The organism is Pseudomonas laurylsulfativorans, from assembly GCF_002906155.1.
In the GTDB taxonomy this organism is placed as follows: Bacteria; Pseudomonadota; Gammaproteobacteria; order Pseudomonadales; family Pseudomonadaceae; genus Aquipseudomonas; species Aquipseudomonas laurylsulfativorans.
Window position 1 is genome coordinate 682535 of the sequence record NZ_MUJK01000002.1, and the last position, 23794, is coordinate 706328.

At 60.1% G+C, this 23794-nt stretch carries 22 protein-coding genes, 1 tRNA gene and 4 pseudogenes; 14 read left to right on the plus strand and 13 right to left on the minus strand.

Annotated elements, in window-relative coordinates:
• Nucleotides 1–80: 80 nt before the first annotated feature.
• On the minus strand, nt 81–506 hold the full coding sequence (locus B0D71_RS09495) for a helix-turn-helix domain-containing protein (protein WP_205885988.1): 426 nt from the start codon (nt 504–506) through the stop codon (nt 81–83).
• 300 nt (nt 507–806) lie between these two features.
• Between B0D71_RS09495 and B0D71_RS09500 the strand changes: the two genes are divergently transcribed.
• The 3 genes from B0D71_RS09500 to B0D71_RS09510 all read left to right on the plus strand — a co-directional run bounded on the left by B0D71_RS09500 (nt 807) and on the right by B0D71_RS09510 (nt 2797).
• Nucleotides 807–1085, plus strand: a complete 279-nt coding sequence (locus B0D71_RS09500; protein WP_103394536.1) for an Ogr/Delta-like zinc finger protein — start codon at nt 807–809, stop codon at nt 1083–1085.
• A 2-nt stretch (nt 1086–1087) separates the two neighbouring features.
• A complete protein-coding gene (locus B0D71_RS09505; protein ID WP_103394537.1) occupies nt 1088–1450 on the plus strand; it encodes a hypothetical protein in 363 nt (120 codons plus the stop codon).
• A 132-nt stretch (nt 1451–1582) separates the two neighbouring features.
• The gene (locus tag B0D71_RS09510) at nt 1583–2797 is read left to right on the plus strand and encodes a class I SAM-dependent methyltransferase (protein WP_103394538.1); all 1215 of its coding nucleotides are present in this window, start codon (nt 1583–1585) and stop codon (nt 2795–2797) included.
• 75 nt (nt 2798–2872) lie between these two features.
• Here B0D71_RS09510 and B0D71_RS09515 read toward each other — a convergent pair whose 3' ends face one another.
• Entirely contained in the window at nt 2873–3763 is an 891-nt protein-coding gene (locus tag B0D71_RS09515) for a DMT family transporter (RefSeq protein WP_103394539.1), read from the minus strand.
• A gap of 322 nt (nt 3764–4085) precedes the next feature.
• On the opposite strand from B0D71_RS09515, the gene B0D71_RS09520 reads away from it, so the two are divergent.
• From B0D71_RS09520 to B0D71_RS09530, 3 genes are all read left to right on the plus strand, one after another.
• A complete protein-coding gene (locus tag B0D71_RS09520; RefSeq protein WP_103394540.1) occupies nt 4086–4667 on the plus strand; it encodes a DJ-1/PfpI family protein in 582 nt (193 codons plus the stop codon).
• Nucleotides 4668–4681: 14 nt separating this feature from the next.
• Entirely contained in the window at nt 4682–4987 is a 306-nt protein-coding gene (locus tag B0D71_RS09525) for a ribbon-helix-helix domain-containing protein (protein WP_095945146.1), read from the plus strand.
• A 120-nt stretch (nt 4988–5107) separates the two neighbouring features.
• Complete coding sequence (locus B0D71_RS09530) at nt 5108–5452, plus strand: YegP family protein (RefSeq protein ID WP_103394541.1); 345 nt, start codon at nt 5108–5110, stop codon at nt 5450–5452.
• A 181-nt stretch (nt 5453–5633) separates the two neighbouring features.
• Here B0D71_RS09530 and B0D71_RS09535 read toward each other — a convergent pair whose 3' ends face one another.
• The gene (locus B0D71_RS09535; RefSeq protein ID WP_103394542.1) at nt 5634–6653 is read right to left on the minus strand and encodes a DUF4917 family protein; all 1020 of its coding nucleotides are present in this window, start codon (nt 6651–6653) and stop codon (nt 5634–5636) included.
• Nucleotides 6654–6715: 62 nt separating this feature from the next.
• Between B0D71_RS09535 and B0D71_RS32335 the strand changes: the two are divergent.
• The 8 genes and pseudogenes from B0D71_RS32335 to B0D71_RS31430 form a co-directional block, all read left to right on the plus strand.
• Nucleotides 6716–6814: pseudogene (locus B0D71_RS32335) on the plus strand (LysR family transcriptional regulator); the annotation flags it as partial.
• Nucleotides 6815–6898: 84 nt separating this feature from the next.
• Nucleotides 6899–7328 (plus strand): annotated as a pseudogene (locus B0D71_RS32160) (type 2 periplasmic-binding domain-containing protein); the annotation flags it as partial.
• 87 nt (nt 7329–7415) lie between these two features.
• Nucleotides 7416–8054, plus strand: a complete 639-nt coding sequence (locus tag B0D71_RS09545) for a LysE family translocator (RefSeq protein WP_103394543.1) — start codon at nt 7416–7418, stop codon at nt 8052–8054.
• Nucleotides 8055–8133: 79 nt separating this feature from the next.
• Nucleotides 8134–9480 carry a sensor domain-containing protein gene (locus B0D71_RS09550; RefSeq protein WP_103394544.1) on the plus strand — a complete coding sequence of 449 codons (1347 nt, stop codon included), beginning with the start codon at nt 8134–8136 and terminating at the stop codon, nt 9478–9480.
• A gap of 118 nt (nt 9481–9598) precedes the next feature.
• On the plus strand, nt 9599–9757 hold the full coding sequence (locus tag B0D71_RS09555) for a KGG domain-containing protein (protein ID WP_103394545.1): 159 nt from the start codon (nt 9599–9601) through the stop codon (nt 9755–9757).
• 74 nt (nt 9758–9831) lie between these two features.
• Nucleotides 9832–10335, plus strand: coding sequence for a DUF4142 domain-containing protein (locus B0D71_RS09560; protein ID WP_103394546.1), 504 nt, complete (start codon nt 9832–9834; stop codon nt 10333–10335).
• Between the two features lie 219 nt (nt 10336–10554).
• Nucleotides 10555–11325 (plus strand): trans-aconitate 2-methyltransferase, encoded by a 771-nt coding sequence (tam, locus tag B0D71_RS09565; RefSeq protein WP_103394547.1) that lies wholly within the window; start codon nt 10555–10557, stop codon nt 11323–11325.
• Between the two features lie 455 nt (nt 11326–11780).
• Nucleotides 11781–11993, plus strand: coding sequence for a hypothetical protein (locus tag B0D71_RS31430; RefSeq protein WP_205885989.1), 213 nt, complete (start codon nt 11781–11783; stop codon nt 11991–11993).
• A gap of 193 nt (nt 11994–12186) precedes the next feature.
• Here the strand turns inward: B0D71_RS31430 and B0D71_RS09575 are convergent.
• The 10 genes and pseudogenes from B0D71_RS09575 to B0D71_RS09620 form a co-directional block, all read right to left on the minus strand.
• A pseudogene (locus tag B0D71_RS09575) lies at nt 12187–12435 on the minus strand (type II toxin-antitoxin system HicB family antitoxin); the annotation flags it as partial.
• Nucleotides 12436–12510: 75 nt separating this feature from the next.
• A pseudogene (locus B0D71_RS09580) lies at nt 12511–12766 on the minus strand (short-chain dehydrogenase).
• Nucleotides 12767–13245: 479 nt separating this feature from the next.
• Nucleotides 13246–13319, minus strand: a tRNA-Gly gene (locus B0D71_RS09585).
• A gap of 178 nt (nt 13320–13497) precedes the next feature.
• A complete protein-coding gene (locus B0D71_RS09590; protein WP_103394549.1) occupies nt 13498–14382 on the minus strand; it encodes an alpha/beta fold hydrolase in 885 nt (294 codons plus the stop codon).
• A 312-nt stretch (nt 14383–14694) separates the two neighbouring features.
• A complete protein-coding gene (locus B0D71_RS09595) occupies nt 14695–15387 on the minus strand; it encodes a pseudouridine synthase (RefSeq protein WP_103394550.1) in 693 nt (230 codons plus the stop codon).
• 34 nt (nt 15388–15421) lie between these two features.
• Nucleotides 15422–15640 carry a cysteine-rich CWC family protein gene (locus B0D71_RS09600; RefSeq protein WP_103394551.1) on the minus strand — a complete coding sequence of 73 codons (219 nt, stop codon included), beginning with the start codon at nt 15638–15640 and terminating at the stop codon, nt 15422–15424.
• Complete coding sequence (locus B0D71_RS09605; RefSeq protein WP_103394552.1) at nt 15627–17120, minus strand: sensor domain-containing diguanylate cyclase; 1494 nt, start codon at nt 17118–17120, stop codon at nt 15627–15629. The genes B0D71_RS09600 and B0D71_RS09605 overlap by 14 nt, the downstream gene beginning before the upstream one ends.
• A 295-nt stretch (nt 17121–17415) precedes the next feature.
• Nucleotides 17416–19194: an allophanate hydrolase gene (atzF, locus tag B0D71_RS09610; protein ID WP_103394553.1), complete on the minus strand. Its 1779-nt coding sequence runs from the start codon at nt 19192–19194 to the stop codon at nt 17416–17418.
• A 25-nt stretch (nt 19195–19219) separates the two neighbouring features.
• Nucleotides 19220–22834: an urea carboxylase gene (gene uca, locus B0D71_RS09615; protein ID WP_103394554.1), complete on the minus strand. Its 3615-nt coding sequence runs from the start codon at nt 22832–22834 to the stop codon at nt 19220–19222.
• A gap of 309 nt (nt 22835–23143) precedes the next feature.
• On the minus strand, nt 23144–23785 hold the full coding sequence (locus B0D71_RS09620; protein ID WP_103394555.1) for an urea amidolyase associated protein UAAP2: 642 nt from the start codon (nt 23783–23785) through the stop codon (nt 23144–23146).
• Between the last annotated feature and the right edge of the window lie 9 nt (nt 23786–23794).

Here is a 23794-nt window from a genome sequence, read left to right on the forward strand (position 1 = left end):
GTTTGTCGTGTTTTCAGCGCACTTCTGCCTGTTGTCCGTAGCACTTCTTGAAGCAATGAAACTTTGGATGACATAGGTCATCAAGTTTCATTCACAGGTTTAAGTGTTGCCAGAATAGCGGCCATTTCGGAGAGCCTGAGTTCCATATCACGCAATCGTTGCTTTTCCTCAAGTGCGTTTTGTATGGCGCAGCGATCATTTTCGTCGAGCAACCGCCAGAGCGCGAGAATGGTGTTTTCCCGTGTTGTGCTTTCCTGGTTGGCCTCTGAAGAATCAGTAACTGTTTGTCTCAAAATCGGACCTTCGCCCAGCAGCAGCCAGTCAAGGGAGATTCCCCGGGTTTGAGCGATTTCTACGCATAATGAGTATGGTGTGCTGTCGCGGCCTTTCCAGCTGCTAAGGGTTTGCGGGCTGATCTGTAGCGCTGAAGATAAAGAAGCATCGGTTTTTGTGCCGGTAACTTGCTTTAGGCGAGCCAGAACAGCTTGTGATTTTTTGCTACGCAATTTGAGCCTCTTCCTTTTGACATATGCTTTTTGAGTGCCTAATTTATGCGTAATGAGTACTTTTTTTCTTGTAAGTAATCAATCATCAAAGATGAGTCAGAAGAATACGATGTCGAAACTTCCTAATGGTATCAGGGTGATTTCCTACGAGCATGGCTCGTCCCCATTACGCGTCTGCCCGATGCACTTCCTTATGTCTGGCAGACACTGTTCGCAAGTCCGGAGTGCCACGATGAAGGGCTCAAGCAGTATTGCGTTTGATCAGGTTGATTGCCACCCGATGACCGCCGGAATTCAAGCATGAGTACTTATAAAATGGTGTGCCCGCACTGCTTGAGCCGGATGCGCATCCGCACCAGCGAAGGCCGGCATATTTTCCTGCGGGTGGCGTATCTGCAATGCACGTCGGAGGCTTGCGGTTGGTCCGTACGTGCCGAATTTGAAATGACCCATGAACTTTCGCCCAGCGGTATGCCCAACCCCGCCGTACGCCTGCCTTGCGCTGGACCTGATTTGCGCCGTGCCGCCCGGCCCGTGGCAGTCAGTCCTGCCATGGCAGACGTGCAGCAGGAGACGTGAACATGATGCTTATCGATGAAAATGCAGAGATGAATGACGAGCTTTTGGCCATAGCCCAAGCGTTTCTGGGGCGTCATGAAAGTGAAGGGGGGATCGATGATCAAGTCCTGTTTTGTCGCGCGGTGAAGCATTTGCAGAACATGGATGTGCCGATGCACTTGGCGGAAAGGCTGGTTAGCCGTGCCTATGGGGTACTCAAGTCATACAACGACCGCCGCCGCCTGGACATCGATGCCAGTTCCGACAGGGTCGCCGTGGTGACTGACCCGGCCAATGGCCTGACCTGGGCGGTACCAGTGGGGCTGATCGTCAAACACATCATCAACTCACCGAACAGCCGCAGGCTTCGCGTGGTGGAGCCCTGAGGTTTCAACGATTGTGTTGAGGTCCTGGGCTGCATGACTGGGACCTGCCACAAAATAACCCCGTGCCCAAAGTCCTCGTCCCCCTTAAAATACCGGCATTCTTCGATTTGCATCGCCTGAGGCCGTTTTTCCATGTCTGTCACCGCCACTCCCGCCAGCCTCGCGCCGGATCATCACGCCCAGTTCATCGACTTGCTGCAAACCAGCCTCGAGCACAATGCGTTCATTAAACTGGTGCTGGCCAAGTACGTGGGCGATGAAACGGACCTGCAGCGGATCATCATCAAACCGGTGACGGTCAAGACGCAGCCTTGCCTGTCTTTTGTTTACCGCTACAAGACTCGCGATATCACCAAGAACCTGCCGCTGGCCGAAGGCGTGACCAGCATTGCCGAGTTGCTGCCCGCATCGTTCAAGAATGCGCATTTGTTGTCGCTGACCGACGAAGCCCAGCTCGAATACAGCAAAAAGGGCAAGTCATCGCTGTTCAAGAGCAAACCTCAGCAATTGCGCGAAGTGCCATCGGCCGAGCACAACCGTGAGAAAAACCGTTTTCTTGACCTTAGCCGGCCATTTCTCGCCGACCTGGGTGTGACCAACAAGCAGCATGAGCTGATCCCGGCGATGTCGCGCAAGTGGAAGCAGATCAACAAGTTCATCGAAGTGTTCAGCCATGCGCTGACTTCGTCACCCCTGGCGCTGGACAAACCGGTGCGTGTGGCGGACTTCGGGTCGGGCAAGGGTTACCTGACCTTCGCCATCCACGACTATCTGCGCAACACCTTGAAGGCCGAAGGCGAAGTGACCGGCGTCGAGCTGCGGGAAGACATGGTCACCCTGTGCAACGCAGCGGCGGCAAAGCTGGAGCATCCGGGGCTGGTGTTCAAGTGCGGTGACGTACGCAGCGTGGCGCCGAGCGAGCTGGATGTGATGATCGCCCTGCATGCCTGCGATATCGCCACCGACTATGCTATCCACACCGGTATTCGCTCCGGCGCGGCGATCATCATGTGCTCGCCTTGCTGCCACAAACAGATCCGCCTGCAAATCCAGAGCCCGGCGCTGCTCAAGCCGATGCTGCAATACGGCTTGCACCTGGGCCAGCAGGCCGAGATGGTCACTGATAGTTTGCGCGCGTTGTTCCTTGAGGCCTGCGGCTACGAGACCAAGGTGTTCGAGTTCATCTCACTGGACCACACCAACAAGAACAAGATGATCCTGGCGGTCAAGCGCGCCGAACCGGTGGACTCGACCCAGTTGCTGGCGAAGATTCAGGAATTGAAGGATTTCTACCACATCACCGAGCATTGCCTGGAAACCCTACTGCGAGCGGACGGCTACCTCTGACTCCCTGTAGGAGCCGGCTTGCTGGCGATGGCGTCCTCAAAATCGTCATCGCCAGCAAGCCGGCTCCTACAGGGTTCATGTGGTGGCAATGCGCGCGGGGCTGACTGCCGTCTTGCGCCCCAGCATCACAGTGACGATCACCCCACCAGCAAACAGCCAGGTGATCGGCTCCACATGCTCCCCGAAGAACAACGCTGAAAAGGCGATGGTGAAGAAGATCTGCAGCAACTGGATCTGACTGACCCGGGCAATGCCGCCCATGGCCAGCCCGGCGTACCAGGCGAAAAAGCCGATGAACTGTGAAAACAGCGAGACATAACCGAAGGCCCACCAGGTCTTGGTGGAGATCTCGCCCTGATGCTGCAGTGCCAGGTACACCACCGGGCCGATCAGTAGCGGGGTTGACAGCACCAGCGCCCAACAGATCACCTGCCAGCCGCCCATCTCCCTGGCCAGTCGGCCTCCCTCGGCATACCCCAATCCGCCCACGGCAATGGCGCCAAGCATCAGCAAGTCACCGGCCTGGATACTGCCGGCGCCGCTGATCAGTGCATAACCGAGCACCAGCGCGCTGCCCAATGCGGCGCAGGCCCAGAAGGCTTTCGAAGGCCGTTCATGGGACAGCCATGCGGCGTACAGCGCTACGCACAGCGGTTGCAAACCGTTGACCAGCGCGCCATGGGATGCCGGCAAGGTTTGCATGGCCCATGCCGACAATACCGGGAAGCCGAGGATCACCCCGGCCATCACCAGCGTGAGGCCTTTTACCTGCTTCCAGGTCGGCCATTTTTCCCGGCGCCACAGCAACAGTAACGCCGCAGGAACCGCCGCAAACAATGCCCGGCCCAGGCCGTTCAGCAGGGGGTGGAGTTCCTGCACGACAATCCGGGTGAAGGGCAGGGTGAGGCTGAAGATCACAACGCCGAGCAGGCCCAGGGCCATGCCGGTGTTTTCGCGCGAGGACATGATGGCAACCAGAATCGTGGGTGATGGGGGATGTCGTTATATAGCCATAAACCTGGTGTAAGCCGCTGTTACAGCTAGGTGCAGAGTTATCCGTACAGTTGCAAACAAACCTTTGTGGCGAGGGGGCTTGCCCCCGTTGGGCTGCGCAGCAGCCCCTTTCCGGTTTCATCAATCGAACCGTGGTGTCCGATTTTGCGCCTGCTTCGCAGGCGAACGGGGGCAAGCCCCCTCGCCACAAGGTAGTAGCCGGTTGTTACCCACCCAGCCGGATAAGGACTACCTTGAATACTCCTGCACGCCCACTTCCAGAGGAGTCCTCCCCATGGCTGCGAAAAAGATCCTGATGCTGGTCGGTGACTATGTCGAAGACTATGAAGTGATGGTGCCGTTCCAGGCGCTGCTGATGGTCGGCCATACGGTGCACGCCGTTTGCCCGGACAAAACCGCCGGCCAGACCGTGCGCACAGCGATCCATGACTTTGAAGGCGACCAGACCTACAGCGAAAAACCCGGTCACCTGTTTGCCCTCAACTTCGACTTCGCCAGGGTTAACGCCGCCGATTATGACGCCGTGCTGATTCCGGGTGGCCGTGCGCCGGAGTACCTGCGCCTGAACGAAAAGGTCCTGGAACTGGTGCGCGCGTTCGACCAGGCCGGCAAGCCGATCGCCGCCGTCTGCCATGGCGCGCAGTTGCTGGCGGCCGCGGGTGTACTCGAAGGTCGCGAATGCAGCGCTTATCCAGCCTGCGCACCAGAAGTGCGACTGGCGGGCGGTACGTACATCGACATCCCGGTGACGGACGGCCATGTTCAGGGCAATCTGGCCACGGCGCCGGCCTGGCCTGCGCACCCGAACTGGCTGGCCGGCTTCCTGGGGTTGCTGGGTACCAAAATCACGCTGTAACGAGGGACATGTCCATGTGCGAGCTGTACGTCAAAGCCGACCCGATACTCTACGAATCGCGCTCCCGCTCGCTGCGCATCTGCGGGGTGGTGACCACTCTGCGGCTGGAGAATCAGTTTTGGGACATCCTCAGCGAAATCGCCGAAGTCGACGGCATGACCACCAATCAGTTGATCGCCAAGCTGTATGAAGAGGTGATGGACTATCGCGGCGAGGTGGTCAATTTCGCTTCGTTCTTGCGGGTCAGTTGTACGCGCTACCTGAGTCAGCGGCGGACGTCAGCGCCGGAGTTGTCGGTGGTGCGGGCTGCGGCGAAGTAAGGAAGGTCCTGTCGACGCCATCGCGGGCAAGCTCGCGATGGCGATGGTGCAGGCGACAGAAATCCCGGCTTGGTCTTTACTCTGATGCGCGCAACCTCTCAATCGCCAAGGAGAATCAGCATGTCCGGATGGTATGAAGTGAGCAAAAGCAGCAATGGCCAGTTCAGGTTTGTCCTCAAGGCGGCCAACGCCGAGACCATTCTGACCAGCGAGCTGTACACCACACACGCCGCCGCCGACAAAGGCATCGCCTCGGTCCAGGCCAACAGCCCGCTGGATGAGCGTTACGAGAAGAAAACCACCAAGGATGGCCACCCGTATTTCAATCTCAAGGCGGGCAATCACGAAATCATCGGCAGCAGCGAGTCCTATTCCTCTGATGCCGCCATGGAGAAAGGCATTGCTAGCGTGAAGGCCAACGGCTCGACAAAGGTGGTCAAGGACAAGACGTTGCCGGTGCTTTGATCGCTATCTTCAAATCCAGTACAAATCCCTGTGGGAGCGAGCTTGCTCGCGATGAGGCCATAACATTCAACATTGATGTTGACTGGAAGACCGCCATCGCGAGCACAGGGGTAATGAACTCCAAAGCGGGAGCGAGCTGGCTCCGGGCGGCGTTCCGACGAATGCGTCAGATCAGTCGCCGCTAAACCTCGACGGGAACCGTGAGCTTCGGACCACCCAACGCATGGCTCTTGGAATCAAAAAACCGCAACTCAACCCCCGTTCCCTCAAACACCTTCGCGTAATGCCGCTTTTGATGCTGGATGAACGCCTTGCTGCGCGGATAAATCGAGATCGCCACCACCTGCGGTTTCGCCAGGCGCAAGGCGTGGATGATGTGGCTGTCCTGCTCCCCCAGTGCATGGCCGAAGATGCACAGCGCCTGGCCGTGACCGAGTAATTGCTCGTAGCAGAACGACAGATAGTCCGAACTGCGAATGGTCTTGAGCTTGTCCGCGCTCGGCCCTTCGTTGACGAACAGCGGCACGTCGTCGAGGGTCTTGATCGTGTTGTTGATGGCGAAATTGCCCAGCAGCGTGCCCTCGGTCGACATCAGCTTGCGCGCCGTGCCGTCCTGGTTGCGCACCAGGTGCAGACCGCCGTGCAGGTACAGCAAACGGGTCTTGTCGGTGGCCGTTTCGCTCAGGTCGAAAGCGGGTTCGGCGCCGTGGAACAGATCGGTAATCGCCTCAGGCTGGTGTTGCACCGCCCAGTAGTTGAGCAGATCGTAATTGGTGGTGAACACCGTGCGATAGCTGGCCAGTTCCTGATTGATCGTCGCCAGCGTCGAAGGCACCACCAGCCGCCACGGGATATGCACCGCATGCACGGTGTTGATCAGCGCTTCCTTGATCGCGTAGTAGCGATTGCGCGGGGCGGCGGAGCTCACAGCCAGGGCCTTGTTGACCCGGCTGGTGGTTTTCAGGGCGCTCAGTACCTGCTCGAAGCTGCGGGTCTGCATCGCATCGAATACGCTCAGCTCGGACGGGCTCAGGGGTTTTTCTTCAACAGAGCGGGCGTTTTCGAACAGCGACTCGTAGCCGAAATCGTCCCACACCGCGCGACTGGCGCCGTTGCCCACCAGCAATCCACTGAACGAAGCGCTGCTGCGCAAGGCGTCCCAGTCTTCAAGTTGGGCATCGACATCCAGGAAATCGGTCATTGCGGTCTTAGTCTCACGGCAAAAGGTCTACGGGCGGCGACTTTATCACGACCGGGTGCCCGGACCACGGCACGACTCGGGCAAAAACCGGCGAAGCCATTGCCGGCGCGGCGGCGTGCAAACGCTTGATGGAGCTGGAGGAGGCGCTGGGCATCAGCTTGTTGGGCGCGGCGGGCGGGATGCGGTGATCAACACCCTGGGCCAGTGCGGCGGCAACTCCTGCTCGGAACACGTATCCTCTCAGCACCTGCCGCCTGGCGATGTCCGACTATGGCGCTGCCATCGTTCTGCCGGGACTGATCCGAACCTTGCGCAGCGAAAGCGCCGGGCATCGACCTGCCAACCTACCTGGCAAGACCTCACGTCCTGCTGGAGATGCGCGGCAGTGGCACCCTGGAAATCGAGCGGGCGCTGACGGCATTGCGCGAGCGTCGCCGCGTTGCCATCAGCCTGCCGCACTGGAGCGTGGACCCGGAATTCATCAGCGGCACTGATCTGATCCTGACGGTGGCCTCGCGTGGGCTGCGCGATATTGATGAACAGTCGTTGATCGTCGTGCTGCCACCCTTTGATATTCCGTCGTTCACCTTTGTGTTGGCGTGGCATGAACGGCGGGGTGGGGATCAGGCGTTGAATTGGCTGAATGAGCGGATCGTGCAGGGGACCCACCGTTGAAGAGTTTCTGTCGCGATCAGGCAGTCGGCAGCTGAAGACCTGATATAGACTGGCGACCATTCACCAAGTAGTTCAAAAGGACTTCCCATGACCCCATCGTTGCTAATGGCCGTGCTTGCCTCGGGTTTTATCTACGGCATCACCCCGGGGCCGGGTGTGCTGGCGGTGTTCGGCATTGGCGCGGCCCATGGGCGACGTGCCGGGGCGGGGTTTCTGTGCGGGCATTTGCTCGGCGATGTGGTGTGGTGCAGCACGGCGCTGGTCGCGATTGTCGGTGCGCGGGAGATCGGCAGTACCGCGTTCGACGTGCTCGGCGTACTCAGCGGCCTGTACCTGTTCTGGCTCGGCTGGCGTGCGGTGCGCGCCCGGCGCAGCAACGGTGATGCGCCGCAGGGCCCGGCGCGGCAACCGTTCTGGCACGGCATTCTGTTTGGCCTGACCAATCCCAAGGCCTATCCGGTGGCGGTGGCGACGTTCACGGCGCTGTTGTCGAGCCGCGCAGAACTGCTCAACTGGTCGATGCTGCCAGCGCTGATCGGTCTGAGCTTCGTCGGTGGATTGCTTGCCTACGCTATTCTCATCGGCATCGTCGGTGCGCGGCGAGTGCGCACCTTGTACCAGCGTCATGAACTGGCAATCACCCGGTTGTGTGGGGTGATGTTCATCGGTTTTGCCATCAACGCGCTGGTCCATGCGCTGCCGGGGCTGATGCCGAACAAAGCTTGAATGTGATGACAAGGAGGCAAGGCCGACTGGGCAGGGATGATTGATGAGCGCTGCATTATCGGGACACCCACGCTGAACCATGGAAAACCGGAATTCCGCGCCACTGGCGAGCTATATCGATCTGTTGCTGGATGCCGTATGTGCGGTGGACAAACAGGGCCGCTTTGTCTTTGTCAGTGCGGCATGCGAGCGTATTTTCGGCTACAGCGCCGATGAGATGATCGGGCGGCTGATGATCGATATGGTGCACCCGGGCGATCGCCAGCGCACCCTCGACGCCGCCCGGGAAATCATGGGGGGCGAACCCAAGCTCAACTTCGAAAACCGCTACCTGCGCAAGGATGGTCGCGTCGTGCACATCCTCTGGTCGGCACGTTGGTCCGAGGTCGACCAGTTGCGCATCGCCGTGGCTCGCGACATCACCGAGCGCAAGCAGGCCGAATCCCGACAGGCCGCGCTGTATGCGATTTCCGAAGCGGCTCACGCGGCGGAGGATCTGCTGGCGTTGTTCAAACGCATCCACATGATCATCGGCGAATGGCTGCCGGCACTGAATTTTTCCGTGGCGCTGTACGACGAGCACTGCGCGCAGCTGAATTTTCCTTATCACGTCGATGACCACGAGCCACAGCCCGAACAGCCCGGAACCATGACCGGGCGCCTGTGCGCCGAAGTGATCCGCACGGGGCAGCCGATTCTGTTGACCCCGGACCAATGCACGCCTCCTGCCGGCTTCGAAGTTCTGGTGACCGAGCAGAACGCACCCTGTTGGCTGGGTGTGCCGCTGAACTCGCAAAACGGCACCATCGGCGCATTGATCGTCAAAAGCATTCCGGGTGGCGAGCGTTACACAGAGCAAGACAAGGAACTGCTGCAATACGTCTGCGCCCAGGTCGCGACCGCCATCGAGCGCAAGCAATTGCACGCCCGTCTGCAACACATGGCCCAGTACGATCAACTGACCCAGTTGCCCAACCGCGAGCTGCTGCGTGACCGGCTCAAAGACTCACTGCAAGTGGCCCGGGAGGACGGCGGGTACATGGCGCTGTTGTATGTCGACCTCGACCGCTTCAAGCAAGTCAACGACACCCACGGCCATGCGGTCGGCGACATGCTGCTGCAAGCGGTGGCCAACCGGCTCAAGGGCTGCGTGCGGGAAACCGACACTGTGGCCCGCATTGGCGGCGATGAATTCGTGGTGCTGCTGCACAGCATTCACGCGGCGCACGATACCGACATCGTGGTCGAGAAAGTTCGTCAGGTCCTGGCCCAGCCCCTGCGGCTGGACGGCCTCAGCCTGAACATCCAGCCCAGTATCGGCGTCGCCCGATACCCAGATCACGGCACCGAAGAGAAGCAACTGTTCCGGCATGCCGACGACGCGATGTACTGCGCTAAACGCGAGAACCACCTGCGCCTGGTCTGAAAGCCCGGGCACCGTTCGTCGTACTAACCACGCTTTTTTTTAAACCTTTTGGGACGCGCAAATTCAGATTCTATGCGGGCGCAAGCTCGCCGCGACTACCACCAAGAGGAAGAGAATCATGCCTAACTCAAGAAACTCGAACTCGGGGAACTTCGCCAACGATCGAACGAAGGCCTCTGAAGCCGGTCGCAAGGGTGGGAAAACCACCACCACGACCGTCGAAAAAGAACCGGCGAAACCCGATATGAGCCGTAAGGGCGGTCAGAAATCCCGCTAAAGGATGCAGGTGGTTTTGATTGAGAAGCGGGGGCGAAAGCTCCCGTTTGAATTTGAGAAGAGGAGGGCGCGACCATGAAACGGATGGCCACCCGATTATGTAATGCCAGTATTGCCACGTTACTGGGCCTGTTTGCTGGCGGCGCCTTTGCCCAGTCGCCCGCTGAATTCATCGACGAGGCCTCGGCCCAAGGCATGGCCGACATCGAGGCCAGTCGCCTGGCGCACCAGAAATCCGAGTCCAAGGAGGTCAAGGACTACACCATTGTCGTCATCAATGACCGCACCACCGCCAACCAGCACCTGGCGAAAATCGCCAAACAACTGGATTTGCCCGTGGCCCCGCGGGAAGAAATTGTCGAAAAAGCCAAAGCCCTGATGCCACAAGCCATGGATGGGGCGACCTTCGATGAAGCCTACGCGGCCAGTCAGGTGAAGACCACGCAGGAAACCATCGATCAGTTGCAACAAGTCGCTCACACCACTGACGTGCCGCAGATCAAGGCGTTCGCCGAAGAAACCCTGCCGAAACTGCAAAATCATCTGCAAATGGCCAAGGTGTTGCAGGCCAGAAGTTGAGCGCAAGGTTTGAACACAAACGGCGCGGGGCTTCAGTCACGCGCCGTTTTTCTATTCAGCACTGATCCGGATGCGGCTTGGGATTGCGTGTTGGTTTTTCATAAAACGGCGGGAAAGTGAAAATTCGAAATGACCGAAAAGGTGATTTTCTGAAACCTTTGGCGGTGCTCGCCGCGGTATCGTAGCGACCCGAGGACAACACACCGACAGGAGAACGCAATGAGTTGGTCCGCCAAACAGTACGTCGCTTTTGAAGATGAGCGCACCCGTCCCGCCCGTGACCTGCTGGCGGCCATCCCCGCCGGGGACGTGCGTTCGGCCATCGATATCGGTTGTGGCCCCGGTAACTCCACCGAGTTGCTGGTCGAGCGTTTTGCCAATGCCACGGTGCGTGGGCTGGACAGTTCGAGCGACATGATCGACGCCGCCCGCAAGCGCCTGCCGCAGGTGCAGTTCGATATCGCCGGTATCGACACCTGGAACGACAACGGCCCGTTCGACGTGATATTCGCCAACGCGGTGTTGCAGTGGCTGCCTGATCACGCAGCGTTGCTGCCTTCACTGGTTAGCAAACTGGCACCGGGTGGCAGCCTGGCGATCCAGATGCCCGACAACCTCAATGAACCTTCACACCGTTTGATGCGCGAAGTGGCCGGTGACGGCCCATGGGCTGGCAAACTGGCAGGCGCTGCCAGGCAGCGCACGGAAATGGACAGTGCCAGCGGTTACTACTCGATCCTCAAGGCCTGTTGCACCCGCGTCGATGTGTGGCGCACCACCTACCATCATCCGCTCGAGGGCGGTGCGTCTGGTGTGGTGGAGTGGTTCAAGGGCAGCGGTTTGCGGCCATTCCTCGAACCGTTGGACGAGATGGAGCGGGCGCAGTATCTGAAGCAGTATCAGGCGGCTGTCGAACAGGCGTATCCGGCCTTGGCCGATGGTTCGGTGCTGTTGCCGTTCCCGCGACTGTTTATCGTCGCGACCCGCTGATGCGATCTCCTGTAGGAGCTGGCTTGTCGGGTCGCCGCATCGCAGCGATGGTCGTTAACGATGACGAGTATGAACTGGATAAACGCGGCGCCCTTGAGTCCATCGCCGGCAAGCTGGCTCCTACAGTTTGGCGTTCACACCATTTCGACCAGGACTCGGTCCCTTGTAGGAGCCCGCTTGCGGGCGATGGTCGTTAACGATAACGCGTGTGAACCGGATAAACGCGGCGCACTTGAGTCCATCGCCGGCAAGCCGGCTCCTACAGTTTGGCGTTCACATCATTTCGACCAGGACGCGGTCCCTTGTAGGAGCCCGCTTGCGGGCGATAGTCGTTAACGATAACGCGTGTGAACCGGATAAACGCGGCGCACTTGAGTCCATCGCCGGCAAGCTGGCTCCTACAGTTTGGCGTTCACATCATTTCTACCAGGACGCGGTCCCTTGTAGGAGCTGGCTTGCCAGCGATGGTCGTTAACGATGACGAGTATGAACTGGATAAACGCGGCGCCCTTGAGTCCATCGCCGGCAAGCCGGCTCCTACAGGTATTGCGTTATCGGTGTTTCCCGGGATTGCGCGAAGAGTTTTTTTACCGTCTGTTCTTTTTCGAGCGCCGGGCACTCAGGTATTCAAAAGCAAACGAGGCAAAGCCGAACAACCCGATCATTGAAATGATCATGATTCCCAACTCTGAATTGTGCATGTTGATCTCGGTGCGAAGGGTGAGCCTGGATCATAAGGGAGCAATTGCCTGGCTCAACGCTGCGCTACGGCTTCTTTATTCGCGTAGTGGGATCCATACGCAAAAGATACGAGCGTACAGGCGATGGGGGCAGCGCTGAGCGCGAACCTACATCATCAGCGATTTCCACCAGTGCCCACGTGCAACCTGCGTACTTTGGATTTGCTGCATGCAGGGCAACGCTGCTGGCTGAAGGGAAGGGCGCACCATCCACAGCGAGCATCTCGAAATGCCCCTCAATGGCTTGTTGAACCATGGCTATTGCATCTTCCAGATCTTCACCGGCGCTAAAACAACCCGGCACATCCGGGACTTCCACGCCCCACGCCTGTTCGTCGTCTCCCATGGAAATCGCAATCGGGTAAAACATGTTCATCGTCCTCCATGGAAAAGGCTGATGGGGTATGTAACGCACAAGGCGCCTGAATAGGCGCCTTGTGGTTCGTCAAGATGGCTCTGCGATTACATCCAGCACATCGCAACCGTCACGCAACGGCACGCAGCAGAGCAACGCGAAGTCACTGAGTACAACGGCGTCAGAGGTCAGGTCGCCGCGAATCGCGAGGTTTTCAAGAAGCTGCGTCACGGCGCGAATTCGGTAGCTGGCGGTGCTGAGCAGGGAGTGCAGGGGTTGTGTGGTGTTGACGAAGAGGGAGGGGGAGATCGTCGGCGATGCTGGTTAAAGCCATGAATTCTTTCATGAGTGAGTTCCAATTGTAGGTGGAAGACCTACCACTCAATTGTCGCCAAACAATAGGGTGGTAGCTGTACGCGGGTTGGCGAACCGGACAATGGTGAAACCGGCAGACCCGAAGGTCTCCCACGCACAGCTACCGAAAAAGCAGCCAAGCGTGATCAAAAGTGCTCCGAGAAATCCTCGGAGCCTTCTGTACCGTTGTTACCGAGTCGCCAAACCCGACACGCCATTTGGGCGCGGTCGGACTATAGGTCTCATGACAAAGGCACAGCAATGCGCAAGTGTACGGACAATTCCCAGCGTAGTGTAGGACGTTGCTTGTTCTCGTGTTGATCTCCGTTGGGCCCTTAAAAGTGGGCCTTGGCACTAACTTTGGCAGGCGCATCACCAGATCCCGCGCACAAAAAAACCGGCCACTTGGACCGGTTTTTTTTTCTCTACATCCCCCGTCAAAACCACCCTGACGTGAGATCAAAATTCGATTGGAGCGGGTGAAGGGAATCGAACCCTCGTTATCAGCTTGGGAAGCTGGAGTAATGCCATTATACGACACCCGCTCAGAGCGGTGACTTTGTACCAGATGTGCGCGTGGAAATGAAGTTTTTCTTTGCGCCAGATGGGTTTAGCGCAGGTGAAACCAAGTCTCGACCGCATGACGGTCGATCGCGGGCAAGCCTCGCGCCTGCGGAATACGTTTAATCCGGCAGGGCAGGGCTTGCTCGCGATGACTCTCTTTCAGCTTGCCAATGCATGGTGGTCCTGGACGTAGTGGTAACGCGGTCGGCTTTCGTATTGCGCAGGTTTCAGGAAGCCCATCAGTGCGTTGCGGCTGTCCCGGCAGGCGGCTTTGTGTTCCATGTCGAGAAAGTGGCCGGTGGCCTGAAGGGTACTGAACGTGCTGTGTTGCACGTGGTTGGCGAACAACCGGGCGTCGTCGGCGGCGGTGTATTCGTCCCATTCGCCGTTGAGGAACAGCACTGGCACATCAATTTTCTTCGCCGCGTGCAGGTAGCACTGGCGGTCGCTGTGCAGCACGTCGTTGATGTGGAAGTGCATCTGCCCGTACTCATGTTCGGCCAGGGAGCTGACGTGGCGATAGTTGAAGCGCTTGAACAACGACGGCAGGTGTTTGCCGATGGTGTCGTTCACCAGATGTCCGACGCGGTCACCATCCAGGTTGCCGAGGTGTTCGACGCCGCGTTCGAGGTAATCGAGCATGTGCGCGTTGATCACCGGGGAGAACGAGCTGATCACGGCTTTTTCGATGCGCCGTGGCCGTTGCGACAACGCCATCATGGTCGCCGCGCCACCCCAGGAAAACGACAGCACGTGTTCGGCGGCGAAGTGGTCGATCAGCTCAAGAAGGATCTGCCCTTCGATTTCCTTGGTGAGCATTTTTTCATGCAGGTTGTGGGCTTTTGACCGACCCGCGTAGGGCTGGTCGTAGCAGACGACGTTGAACTGCGGATGGAGGTTTTTCACGGTTTGTGCAAACGACGCAGTCGTGGCCATCGACCCGTTGACCAAGATAATGGTCTTCTCTGCGGCGTCTGCGCGATAGAACTCCGTGTAGACCCGATACTGACCCTGTATATCCAGCACAGCGATTTCTGGCCTCATGTCATAAGACTCCTGGCAAGCGGGTATGCGCGCAATAGAGATTGCACGAGCTTTGTGACAGGTAGGCATACGCCTGGAATTTGAGAGGCCCATGTCGATCCATTGCAGTCCGGTCGACGGGTATTGTTATTGGCGGGCAGTCTGCCGGATGAGGCCGGAACCCTTGGGTTCCTACCGGCAAAAAGTTTCTTAGAAGTATGGGGTGACTCGTCGGTCACATTTCGGCCGACGTCCTGATTCAAGCAGGGGTCACGTCATCGCGCAAGTGCCGTTGGTAAATTGTTCGACAACTTCTGCTCAGCGGTCGCGTGTTTAGATCAATCCGATCTCTTCTACGGTCAGTGGGCGGTATTCGCCCGGTTTCAACGCATCGTCGAGCACCAGCGGCCCCATGCGTTCGCGATGCAGGCGCATCACCTTGTTGTTGAAGTGGCCGAACATGCGCTTGACCTGGTGATAGCGGCCCTCGACGATGCTCAGGCGTGCGCACTTTGTCCCGAGCAGCTCTAGCCCGGCCGGTTGCGTGGTGAGGTCTTCGAAGGCGAAGTACAGCCCCTCGCTGAATTTGATCGCGTATTCGGGGCCGATGGCATGCTCGGTTTCGACGTAGTAGACCTTGGGCAGCTTGGTCTGCGGTTGGGTCAGACGGCGCGACCAGCTGCCGTCATTGGTGATCAGCATCAAGCCGGTGGTGTTGAAATCCAGGCGTCCGGCGATGTGCAGTTCGTCCTTGTCCGGCTCGTGGATCAGATCGAGTACGGTGGGGTGCTGCGGGTCTTTGGTGGCGCTGACGCAACCAGCGGGCTTGTGCAGCATGAAGTGGCGCAGCGGTTTGCCGACTTGCAGCACATCGCTGTCGACTTCGACGCGGCTGAATTCGCGGACTTCGCTGTGCGGGTCGCTGACGACTTTTCCGTCAATCCTGACGCGCTTTTCCACCAGCAACAGGCGTACCTGCTTACGGTTGAAGCACGGCAGGTTGCTGAGGAAACGGTCGACGCGCATGACTCAAGGATCAGTGAAGTTAGGGGCGCGCATCTTACTTGATCGATTCGGGCGCTGCTTGCAACTGTGCCTCGACTTCGGCGCAGCGTGGGCACAGGCACGAGGCGTTGCGCAGTTCAGCCGGCAGCGCCTGGAGCACGGCCGGGTCGATGCTGACGCCGTAGCACCAGCAGGCGCGGTCGGCTGTTCGCGGGTCGGCCAGGGTGCAGTCGTTGGGCGCGCCGCAGGCGGGGCAGAGGTCAGGCTGGTTCATGGACAGAGTGAGACCTTTCCACGCAGGTTCGGTTACGGCCAGTTTGCTTGGCCCGATACATCGCATGATCCGCCCGCGACAGCAGGCTGTGCAAGGTGTCATCGGGCTGCAGGGTCGTGAGACCGATGCTGACCGTCACATGCAAGGCTTGACCGTTGTAGGTATAGCGCTGCTGTTCCACGTGCAGGCGAATTTTCTCGGCAATCATCAGACCGGTCTTGCCGTCGGTGTCCTTGAGCAGCACGATGAACTCTTCACCGCCCCATCGGCAGACGATGTCGGATTGACGCAGACAACTTTCCAGATCCCGGGCGAAACCGATGAGTACCTGATCGCCGGCCAGGTGGCCGTAGGTGTCGTTCAGCGCCTTGAAGTGGTCGAGGTCCAGCAGCAAAGCGGTCAGCGGCTTGGGTTCACGCTGGGCTTCTTGCAAGGCCTGCGCGGCCAGCAGGTCGAAGCCGCGACGGTTGGGCAGTTCGGTCAGGCTGTCGAGGATGGCCTGGACCTGGATCTTGTCTTGATAGCGCTTGACCACCCGGTTGAGCAAGGCCAGCACGATCAACGTGACCAGCAGGCAGATCAGCAGATTGAGGTACAGCGACTGGCGGATTTCACCGAGGGCGCTGTCTTCGCGTTTGTCGACGAACAGGTACCAGTTCAGCTCCGGGATAAACCGCACGTTGAGGAAATGCCCCTGGCCCTGCACGGAGTATTCATAGCTGCCGCTGTGAGGCTTGGGCAGTCGGCTGATCAGGTCTTTCATGCTGTCGAGTTCGCCGAGTTTCTGCCCGATGTGTGCACCCTGCGGACCCCCTTCGGCGCCGGTGAGCACCAGGCGTCCGAAGTTGTCGACGAAATATACGCTGCGCTGATAACGCTGCTGGTACTTGTCGATCAGCTTGATCACAGCGTCGACGGTCAGGCCGACGCCGGCCGCGCCGATGAACCGGTCGTTGTAGTCGTAGACCTTGTAGTTGATGAAGAAGGTCAGGTTGTCCTTGTTGGCGAGGTCCGGGTCGACGTTGATCTCGTACGGGTCCTTCATGTCGCGCACGCGAAAGTACCAGGCGTCGCGGGGTTCGGTGGCCTTGACCTGTTTGAGCACACCTTTGGCGTGGTAGTAGGTCAGGCTGGTGTTGGAGACGAAGAACGCGGTGTAGGCGCCGTAGTGGGTCATGACTTCGTTGAGGTAACGGGTCATCTGGTCGGAGTCCTTTTCACCGTTGACCACCCAATCGCGCATGAAGGTGTCGCGGGCCATCATCGAGGAAATCAGGATCGGCCTGACCAGGTCTTTCTGGATTTCCGAGTAGACGGTGTCCGACGTCAGCGGCAGTTCGGTGTTGACGATGTTGTCGCGGATCGATGCCCGAGAGGCGTAGTAACTGAGAAAGGAGGTAGCGAGAAAACCTGCGCCCAGCAATGCGACCAGCGTGAGGACCAACGAGCGTTGAGAATACAGCGGCGAGCGAAGCGGCATGGCAGTTCCATTGGCAGTCATCCGATGGCAAGCATTCTAAGGGTACTGCGGGGAAATAACTGCTCCATGTGCGCCGCGAATGGTCGCTCCTATGTTCCACGGAGGTTGCGCGTGGTCATTGTGGGAGCGGGCTTTTGTGGCGAGGGGGCTTGCCCCCGTTGGGTCGCGAAGCGACCCCCCAACGCCCAGGCCCGGTTTGTCTCAGGCAAACCGCATGGCAGGATTTGGGGACTGCTGCGCAGTCCAGCGGGGGCAAGCCCCCTCGCCACAAGTGCTCCCACAGGGTTGAGTGCGTTTAAGCCAGTGTTTTCAGATACATCCGCCACCCGCCCAAATGACTGATATTCACCGCGCCCTCCAACCCATACGCCTCGCAGATAAACCCGCTCTCCCAGCGGCCGTCCGCCAGTTGCACCTTGCCCAACCCCAAGGGTGCCGGAATCCCGGTCAGGAACGAGCCCAACTCGCTGCTCGGCAACTCCCAGACTTCCACCGCAATCGCCACGCCGCCATCCTTCACGCGGACCATGCCCGGACGAAACGGCGGGCCGCCGGCCAGGGCATAGAGTTGGTAATCCGGCGAGCTGACGGTCGACTCCAGCAAACGGGCGCCGCGCTGCTTGAGTTGCCAGTTCAACGCCAACCCGTCCAGGTGCGCGCCGCAGACCACCAGCCGCGCCCGATCATGACGTGCCGCCGTCGCCGGTTCTGGCGCGGCCAAGCCTTGTTGACGCTGCAAGGCATCCGCCACGCTCAACAGATATTGATCGGTAAAGGCCCGGCCAAACAGCGTCACGCCCCAAGGCAGGCCGTTGTCCATGAAGGCGCTGGGCACGGCGACGGCGGCGTAGTCGAGCAGGTTCATGAAGTTGGTGTAGTAACCCAGTTCCGAATTACGCAGTACCGGTTCGGCCTTGAGCTGCGCCAGCGTCACCGGCCGGCCGATGGTTGGCGTGACCACACAATCGAGGCCTTCCAGCGCTGTGTCGCACAGGGCTTTGAGCGCTTGCAGGCGGTATTGGGCGCGGAAGGTTTGCACGCCGTCGACGGCGGGAGCCTTGGCCAGTACGGCGCGAATCACCGGCAACACAGCCTCGGGATTTTGCGCCATCAACTCACCGGCCACGCTGTAGCGCTCGGCTACCCACGGGCCTTCATAGAGCAAGCGGGCTGCCTCCAGAAAGGGCGACAGATCCAGTTCCACCGCTTCGCCACCCAGGGCCTTGAGGCGGTCGATGGCATCACCGAACAACAGCGGGCCTTCAGGGCAACCGAAAAATTGCAGGTCCTGTGCACGGGGTACGCCGAAACGGAATGGGCGTGGTGTGCCGAACGCTGAGCCGTCGTTCCACAGCGGGTTGCTGCGGCTGTATTCGTCCCGTGGGTCCAGGCGTGCGGTGAGCGCCAGCAATTGACTGGCCTCCCGCGCCGTGGCGGTGAAGGTGGTGACGCAATCGAGCGTACGACAGGCCGGAACCACGCCGGCTGTCGAAATCAGGCCCTTGGTGGCCTTCATGCCGACCAGATTGTTCAACGCCGCCGGCACGCGCCCGGAGCCGGCGGTATCGGTGCCCAGCGCAAAGCTCGCGACGCCGAGCGCCACCGCCAGCGACGAACCGGCGCTGGACCCCCCCGACGGATACTCCGGCAACACGCTGTTGGGGCAGGCGCCGTAGGGTGAGCGGCTGCCGTTGAGCCCTGTGGCGAACTGGTCGAGGTTGGTTTTGCCCAACGGAATCGCACCGAGGGCCAACAGTTGCTCGACGATGGTCGCCGAGCGCTCCGGCACGTAGGCAAATGCCGGGCACGCCGCTGTGGTCGGGATGCCGGCCAGGTCGATGTTGTCCTTGATCGCGAACGGCACGCCATACAGCGGCAGGCTGTCGGGGTCGCGACCGTCGAGGGCGGCGAGGTAAGGCTCCATTTCCTCGGCGCTGAGCAAGTGGATGAACAGGTGATAGTCCGGGTTCAGGGCGGCGGCTTTGTCCCGCAGTTGCAGCAGCAACTGCCGTGGCGTGGTGCGGCCTTCGCGATAAGCGCTGCGCAGGGCGTCGAGTTGCAGATTGATGTTCATGGTGTCAGTCCTTTTCAAAATGGGCTCAGTCGAGTTCCAGCACCACGACGCGCTGTCCGGCGCGCACCGCCGAACCCGGTTGCACGCGAATCTCGCGCACCACGCCGGCCATCGGTGCGAGCAGGGGGATTTCCATCTTCATCGACTCCAGGATCACCAGCACATCACCGGCCTCGACGCGGCTACCGGTCTCGACCTGGACCTGCCAGAGGTTGCCGGCAATGTGGCTGTCGACGCTCTGTTGGCCGCTCGCCAACGGTGCATCTTCGGTGGCCTCCGGGGCCAGTTCTTCACTGTCGAAATGCGCCTGGCCGCTGGCGATCCAGCGTTCGCGTTCGGCGTTGAACGCCCCTTGTTGCTGCGCACGAAAAGCGCCGATGGATTCGGCTTCCCGGGCCAGAAATGCCTGGTAATCCGCCAGGTTCAACTGACTGTGCTCGATGTTCAGGTCGAAGCGCCCGAGGGGGAAATCCCGGCGGATGCGCAGCAGTTCATCGGCGCTGACCGGGTAGAAACGGATCTGGTCGAAAAACCGCAACAGCCACGGTTTGCCATCGAACGCGGCCACTTCGCGATAGCGGTTCCACATCTGCAGCGTGCGTCCGACAAACTGATAACCGCCGGGGCCTTCCATGCCGTAGACGCACATGTAGGCGCCCCCGATGCCCACCGAGTTTTCCGCGGTCCAGGTGCGCGCCGGGTTGTACTTGGTGGTCACCAGGCGATGGCGCGGGTCGAGCGGGGTGGCGACTGGTGCGCCGAGGTAGACGTCTCCCAGCCCCATCACCAGGTAGCTGGCGTCGAACACAGTGCGTTGTACTTCATCGAGGTTCGGCAGGTCGTTGATGCGGCGGATGAACTCCAGGTTGCTCGGGCACCACGGCGCGTCCTTGCGCACGGTGGTCATGTATTTCTCGATGGCCAGCTGGCACGCCGGATCATCCCAGGACAGCGGCAGATGAACGATGCGCGACGGTACTTGCAGGTCTTTGGCGGCGCACACCGCGTCCCATTCGCCGGCGACTATGCCGAGCAGATCGGACAGCGGCAGTTGCTCGGGCTGGTAGTGGATTTGCAGTGAGCGGATGCCGGGGGTGAGGTCGATCACGCCGTGCAGGTGTTTGCTTTCCAGGGCTTGCATGAGGGCGTGGGCGCGGAAGCGCAGGACCAGGTCCAGTTCCGGGGCGCCGATTTCAAGCAGCAAATGCGTATCGCCCGACAGCCGTGCAACCAGCCGCGTATCCCCCTGCTCGATATCCAGCACCACAGGCGACACAAGACCTTGTAGGCGCTGGCTTGCCAGCGATGAAGTTGATGCGGTGTCTGGTCGGGCCCCATCGCTGGCAAGCCAGCTCCTACAGAGTTTTCGCGCGTCCTCGATATTGACGGGCAGGAACTGGATTTTGTCTCCCGCCTTGAGTTGCCCCAACTGCCAAAGATCCGCCTCGATCACCGTCACCGGGCACACGAACCCGCCGAGGCTCGGGCCGTCCGGACCGAGGATCACCGGCATGTCACCGGTAAAATCCACCGCACCGATCGCATAGGGATTGTCGTGGATGTTCGACGGGTGCAGACCCGCCTCGCCACCGTCGGCGCGCACCCACTCAGGTTTCGGCCCGATCAGGCGTACACCGGTACGGCTGGAGTTGAAATGCACTTCCCACGGCGTGGCGAAGAAGGTGCCGATGTAGTTTTCGGTGAAGTATTCCGGGGCGCCGTGGGGGCCATAGATCACTCGAATTTGCCGAACCGTCGGCAACTCGGCGATCTGTTCTTCAGCCAGTTGTTGACCGGCGCTGCGGTCAATCAGGGCTGGCACATGCAATACGTCACCGGCGCGCAAGGCGCGGCCACCGTGGCCACCAAACTGACCCAGGGTGAACGTGCTTTTACTGCCCAGATAATCCGGAACCTGCAGGCCGCCGCGCAGGCACAGATAGCTGCGGGCACCCGCACCGGCAATCGTGCCGAGACTCAATGTGGCGCCTGCCGGAATCAGCAGCGCAGTGCTCATCGGCACGGCTTCACCGTTAAGCAGTAATGGAATCACCGCCCCGGTCACCGCCACCACCGCCTCGCAATTGAAGCGCAGCAGGGGCCCGCTCATGGTGATTTCCAGCGCTGCCGCGCCTTCGTCATTGCCCAGCAACCGGTTGCCCAGACGCAGCGCGCGACTGTCCATCGGCCCCGATGGCGGCACGCCCACCGCCCAGTAGCCGAGACGGCCGGGGTAGTCCTGAACGCTGGTCTGGGTGCCTGCACTGAGCACCTCGAACGTGTTGGCCTGATAGACCAGTCCTTCCAGACACCGGGTCCATGGCTGCCCGCTGGCGAAAGGCGTATCCAGCAGAATCTGCCGCAGATAATCGCGGTTGGTTTCCACGCCGTAGAGCACGCTGGCACCCAGCGCTTGATGCAGTTGCGCAGTCGCTTCTTCGCGAGTCGGCGCCCAACTGATGACCTTGGCGATCATCGGGTCGAAATACGGCGGGATCTCGCAGCCAGCCTCGACCCAGGTGTCGATGCGCAGTTGCATGCCATTGGCCGCCGGGAAGTCCACGGCGGTGAGCAGGCCTGGGCTCGGTTGAAAATCGCGACCCGGATCCTCGGCATACAACCGCGCCTGAATCGCATGCCCCTGCGGTTTCAGATCCTGTACCAGATCGCTAAGCGACGGTAGATCACCGGCTGCCAGTTGCACCATCCAGCGCACCAGATCGACACCCCATACCTGTTCGGTGACACCGTGTTCCACCTGCAAGCGGGTGTTCACCTCAAGGAAATAGAAACGCTGGGCATCGCTGTCGAATACGAATTCGACGGTGCCGGCACTGCGGTAATTCACCGCTTTGGCCAGTTTGATCGCCGCCGCGCACAGTTCATCGGCCATGCCGTCGGGCAGGTTCGGCGCCGGGGTTTCTTCGAGGACTTTCTGGTTGCGTCGTTGCACCGAGCAATCACGCACGCCGAGGGCGATCACCTCGCCGCGACCGTCGCCGAACACCTGAACTTCCAGATGGCGGGCACGCTGGATGTACTTTTCGATGAACACTCCGGCGTCGCTGAAGTTGTTCTGGCCCAGGCGTTTGACTGCCTCGAAGGACTCGCTCAACTCGGCCGCGCTGCGGCACACGCGCATGCCGATGCCGCCACCGCCGGCGGTGCTCTTGAGCATCACCGGATAGCCGACCTGTTCACCGGCCAGCAGCGCGGCGTCGAGGCTGTCGAGCAGTTCGGTGCCTTCGAGCATCGGTACGCCGTGTTGCTTGGCCAGTGCGCGCGCTGTGTGCTTGAGGCCGAACACCCGCAGTTGCTCTGGTGTCGGGCCGATGAAGGCGATATTGGCGGCCTCGCAGGCTTCGGCGAACGCGGCGTTTTCCGAGAGAAAACCGTAGCCGGGGTGGATCGCCGTGGCACCGGTGGATATGGCGATAGCGAGGATTTTATCGACCGCCAGGTAAGTGCCGGCGGCCGCGCCCTCACCAAGGCTGTGGGCCTCGTCGGCTTGCAGGATGTGCAGGCTGGCGGCATCGGCTTCGGAGTACACGGCAACACCCTGCACGTGCAGTTCGCGCAAGGTGCGCAGGATGCGGCAGGCAATGGCGCCACGGTTGGCAATCAGGACTTTTTCGAACATGGCATAACCCCCGGAGGCGATAGCGCATCAGCCTCGACTGGGATGCGGGCCGTCCCGCAGTTTTTCGAAATGCGCCAGGGTCGTCCCCGACGGCAGAATCACCAGATTTGAAACGCCGGGCCCTTGTAGGAGCGAGCTTGCTCGCGATGGTCGTTAACGATTACGCGTAAACCCAGATGCCCAGCGGTGCTCTTGGGTTTTTCGCGAGCAAGCTCGCTCCTACAGGGGGTGGTGGTTTTTACTTTTTCAGGCACTGGCCAGAACGGGCCTGGCACAAGGCAAACAACCAGCGGCGCAATGTCGGGAGTTTCAGTTCCATACCAGCAGCTCCGCCGGGGTCGGGTTGTAGGCATTGCACGGGTTGTTCAGTTGCGGGCAGTTGGAGATCAGCACGATCACGTCCATCTCGGCCCGCAGGTCGACGTACTTGCCCGGCGCGGAAATGCCGTCTTCGAAGGTCAGCCCGCCGTCGGCAGTGACCGGTACGTTCATGAAGAAGTTGATGTTCGGCCCTATGTCGCCCTTGCCCAGTCGACCATCGTGAACACAGGCGCGCAGGTAGTTGTCGCGGCAGCTGTGCATGTAGCGTTTCTCCAACGCATAGCGCACGGTGTTGCTCTCTTGCGCACAGGCGCCACCCAGGGTGTCGTGGCGCCCGCAGGTGTCGGCGACGATGGTCAGCATCGGCTTGCCGAGGTTGGAATACAGCACGCTGCCAGTGCTCAGGTACACGCTGTTCTGTCGGCGCAGGGTACGCTGCACGTCGTAGCGTTCCTTGGGATTGGCGACGCTGTAGAACAAGGTGTCGACAGCCTGGTTGCCCTCAAGATCGAGGATGCGCAGGGTCTGGCCGGCCTTGACCTCCATCAGCCAGGGTTCACCGGCGGGGATGGTGGCGCGGTAGACCGCGGTTTCAGGCAACGGTTGTGCAGTGGCGATTGCGAGTGACATGGCAGCGAT

Excerpts from the sequence above, each read along its gene's own strand:
- B0D71_RS09500 (WP_103394536.1), top strand. The coding sequence starts at position 807 with ATGAGTACTTATAAAATGGTGTGCCCGCACTGCTTGAGCCGGATGCGC.
- B0D71_RS09505 (WP_103394537.1), top strand. The coding sequence starts at position 1,088 with ATGATGCTTATCGATGAAAATGCAGAGATGAATGACGAGCTTTTGGCC.
- B0D71_RS09510 (WP_103394538.1), top strand. The coding sequence starts at position 1,583 with ATGTCTGTCACCGCCACTCCCGCCAGCCTCGCGCCGGATCATCACGCC.
- B0D71_RS09515 (WP_103394539.1), bottom strand. The coding sequence starts at position 3,763 with ATGTCCTCGCGCGAAAACACCGGCATGGCCCTGGGCCTGCTCGGCGTT.
- B0D71_RS09520 (WP_103394540.1), top strand. The coding sequence starts at position 4,086 with ATGGCTGCGAAAAAGATCCTGATGCTGGTCGGTGACTATGTCGAAGAC.
- B0D71_RS09525 (WP_095945146.1), top strand. The coding sequence starts at position 4,682 with ATGTGCGAGCTGTACGTCAAAGCCGACCCGATACTCTACGAATCGCGC.
- B0D71_RS09530 (WP_103394541.1), top strand. The coding sequence starts at position 5,108 with ATGTCCGGATGGTATGAAGTGAGCAAAAGCAGCAATGGCCAGTTCAGG.
- B0D71_RS09535 (WP_103394542.1), bottom strand. The coding sequence starts at position 6,653 with ATGACCGATTTCCTGGATGTCGATGCCCAACTTGAAGACTGGGACGCC.
- B0D71_RS09545 (WP_103394543.1), top strand. The coding sequence starts at position 7,416 with ATGACCCCATCGTTGCTAATGGCCGTGCTTGCCTCGGGTTTTATCTAC.
- B0D71_RS09550 (WP_103394544.1), top strand. The coding sequence starts at position 8,134 with ATGGAAAACCGGAATTCCGCGCCACTGGCGAGCTATATCGATCTGTTG.
- B0D71_RS09555 (WP_103394545.1), top strand. The coding sequence starts at position 9,599 with ATGCCTAACTCAAGAAACTCGAACTCGGGGAACTTCGCCAACGATCGA.
- B0D71_RS09560 (WP_103394546.1), top strand. The coding sequence starts at position 9,832 with ATGAAACGGATGGCCACCCGATTATGTAATGCCAGTATTGCCACGTTA.
- tam (WP_103394547.1), top strand. The coding sequence starts at position 10,555 with ATGAGTTGGTCCGCCAAACAGTACGTCGCTTTTGAAGATGAGCGCACC.
- B0D71_RS09590 (WP_103394549.1), bottom strand. The coding sequence starts at position 14,382 with ATGAGGCCAGAAATCGCTGTGCTGGATATACAGGGTCAGTATCGGGTC.
- B0D71_RS09595 (WP_103394550.1), bottom strand. The coding sequence starts at position 15,387 with ATGCGCGTCGACCGTTTCCTCAGCAACCTGCCGTGCTTCAACCGTAAG.
- B0D71_RS09600 (WP_103394551.1), bottom strand. The coding sequence starts at position 15,640 with ATGAACCAGCCTGACCTCTGCCCCGCCTGCGGCGCGCCCAACGACTGC.
- B0D71_RS09605 (WP_103394552.1), bottom strand. The coding sequence starts at position 17,120 with ATGCCGCTTCGCTCGCCGCTGTATTCTCAACGCTCGTTGGTCCTCACG.
- atzF (WP_103394553.1), bottom strand. The coding sequence starts at position 19,194 with ATGAACATCAATCTGCAACTCGACGCCCTGCGCAGCGCTTATCGCGAA.
- uca (WP_103394554.1), bottom strand. The coding sequence starts at position 22,834 with ATGTTCGAAAAAGTCCTGATTGCCAACCGTGGCGCCATTGCCTGCCGC.
- B0D71_RS09620 (WP_103394555.1), bottom strand. The coding sequence starts at position 23,785 with ATGTCACTCGCAATCGCCACTGCACAACCGTTGCCTGAAACCGCGGTC.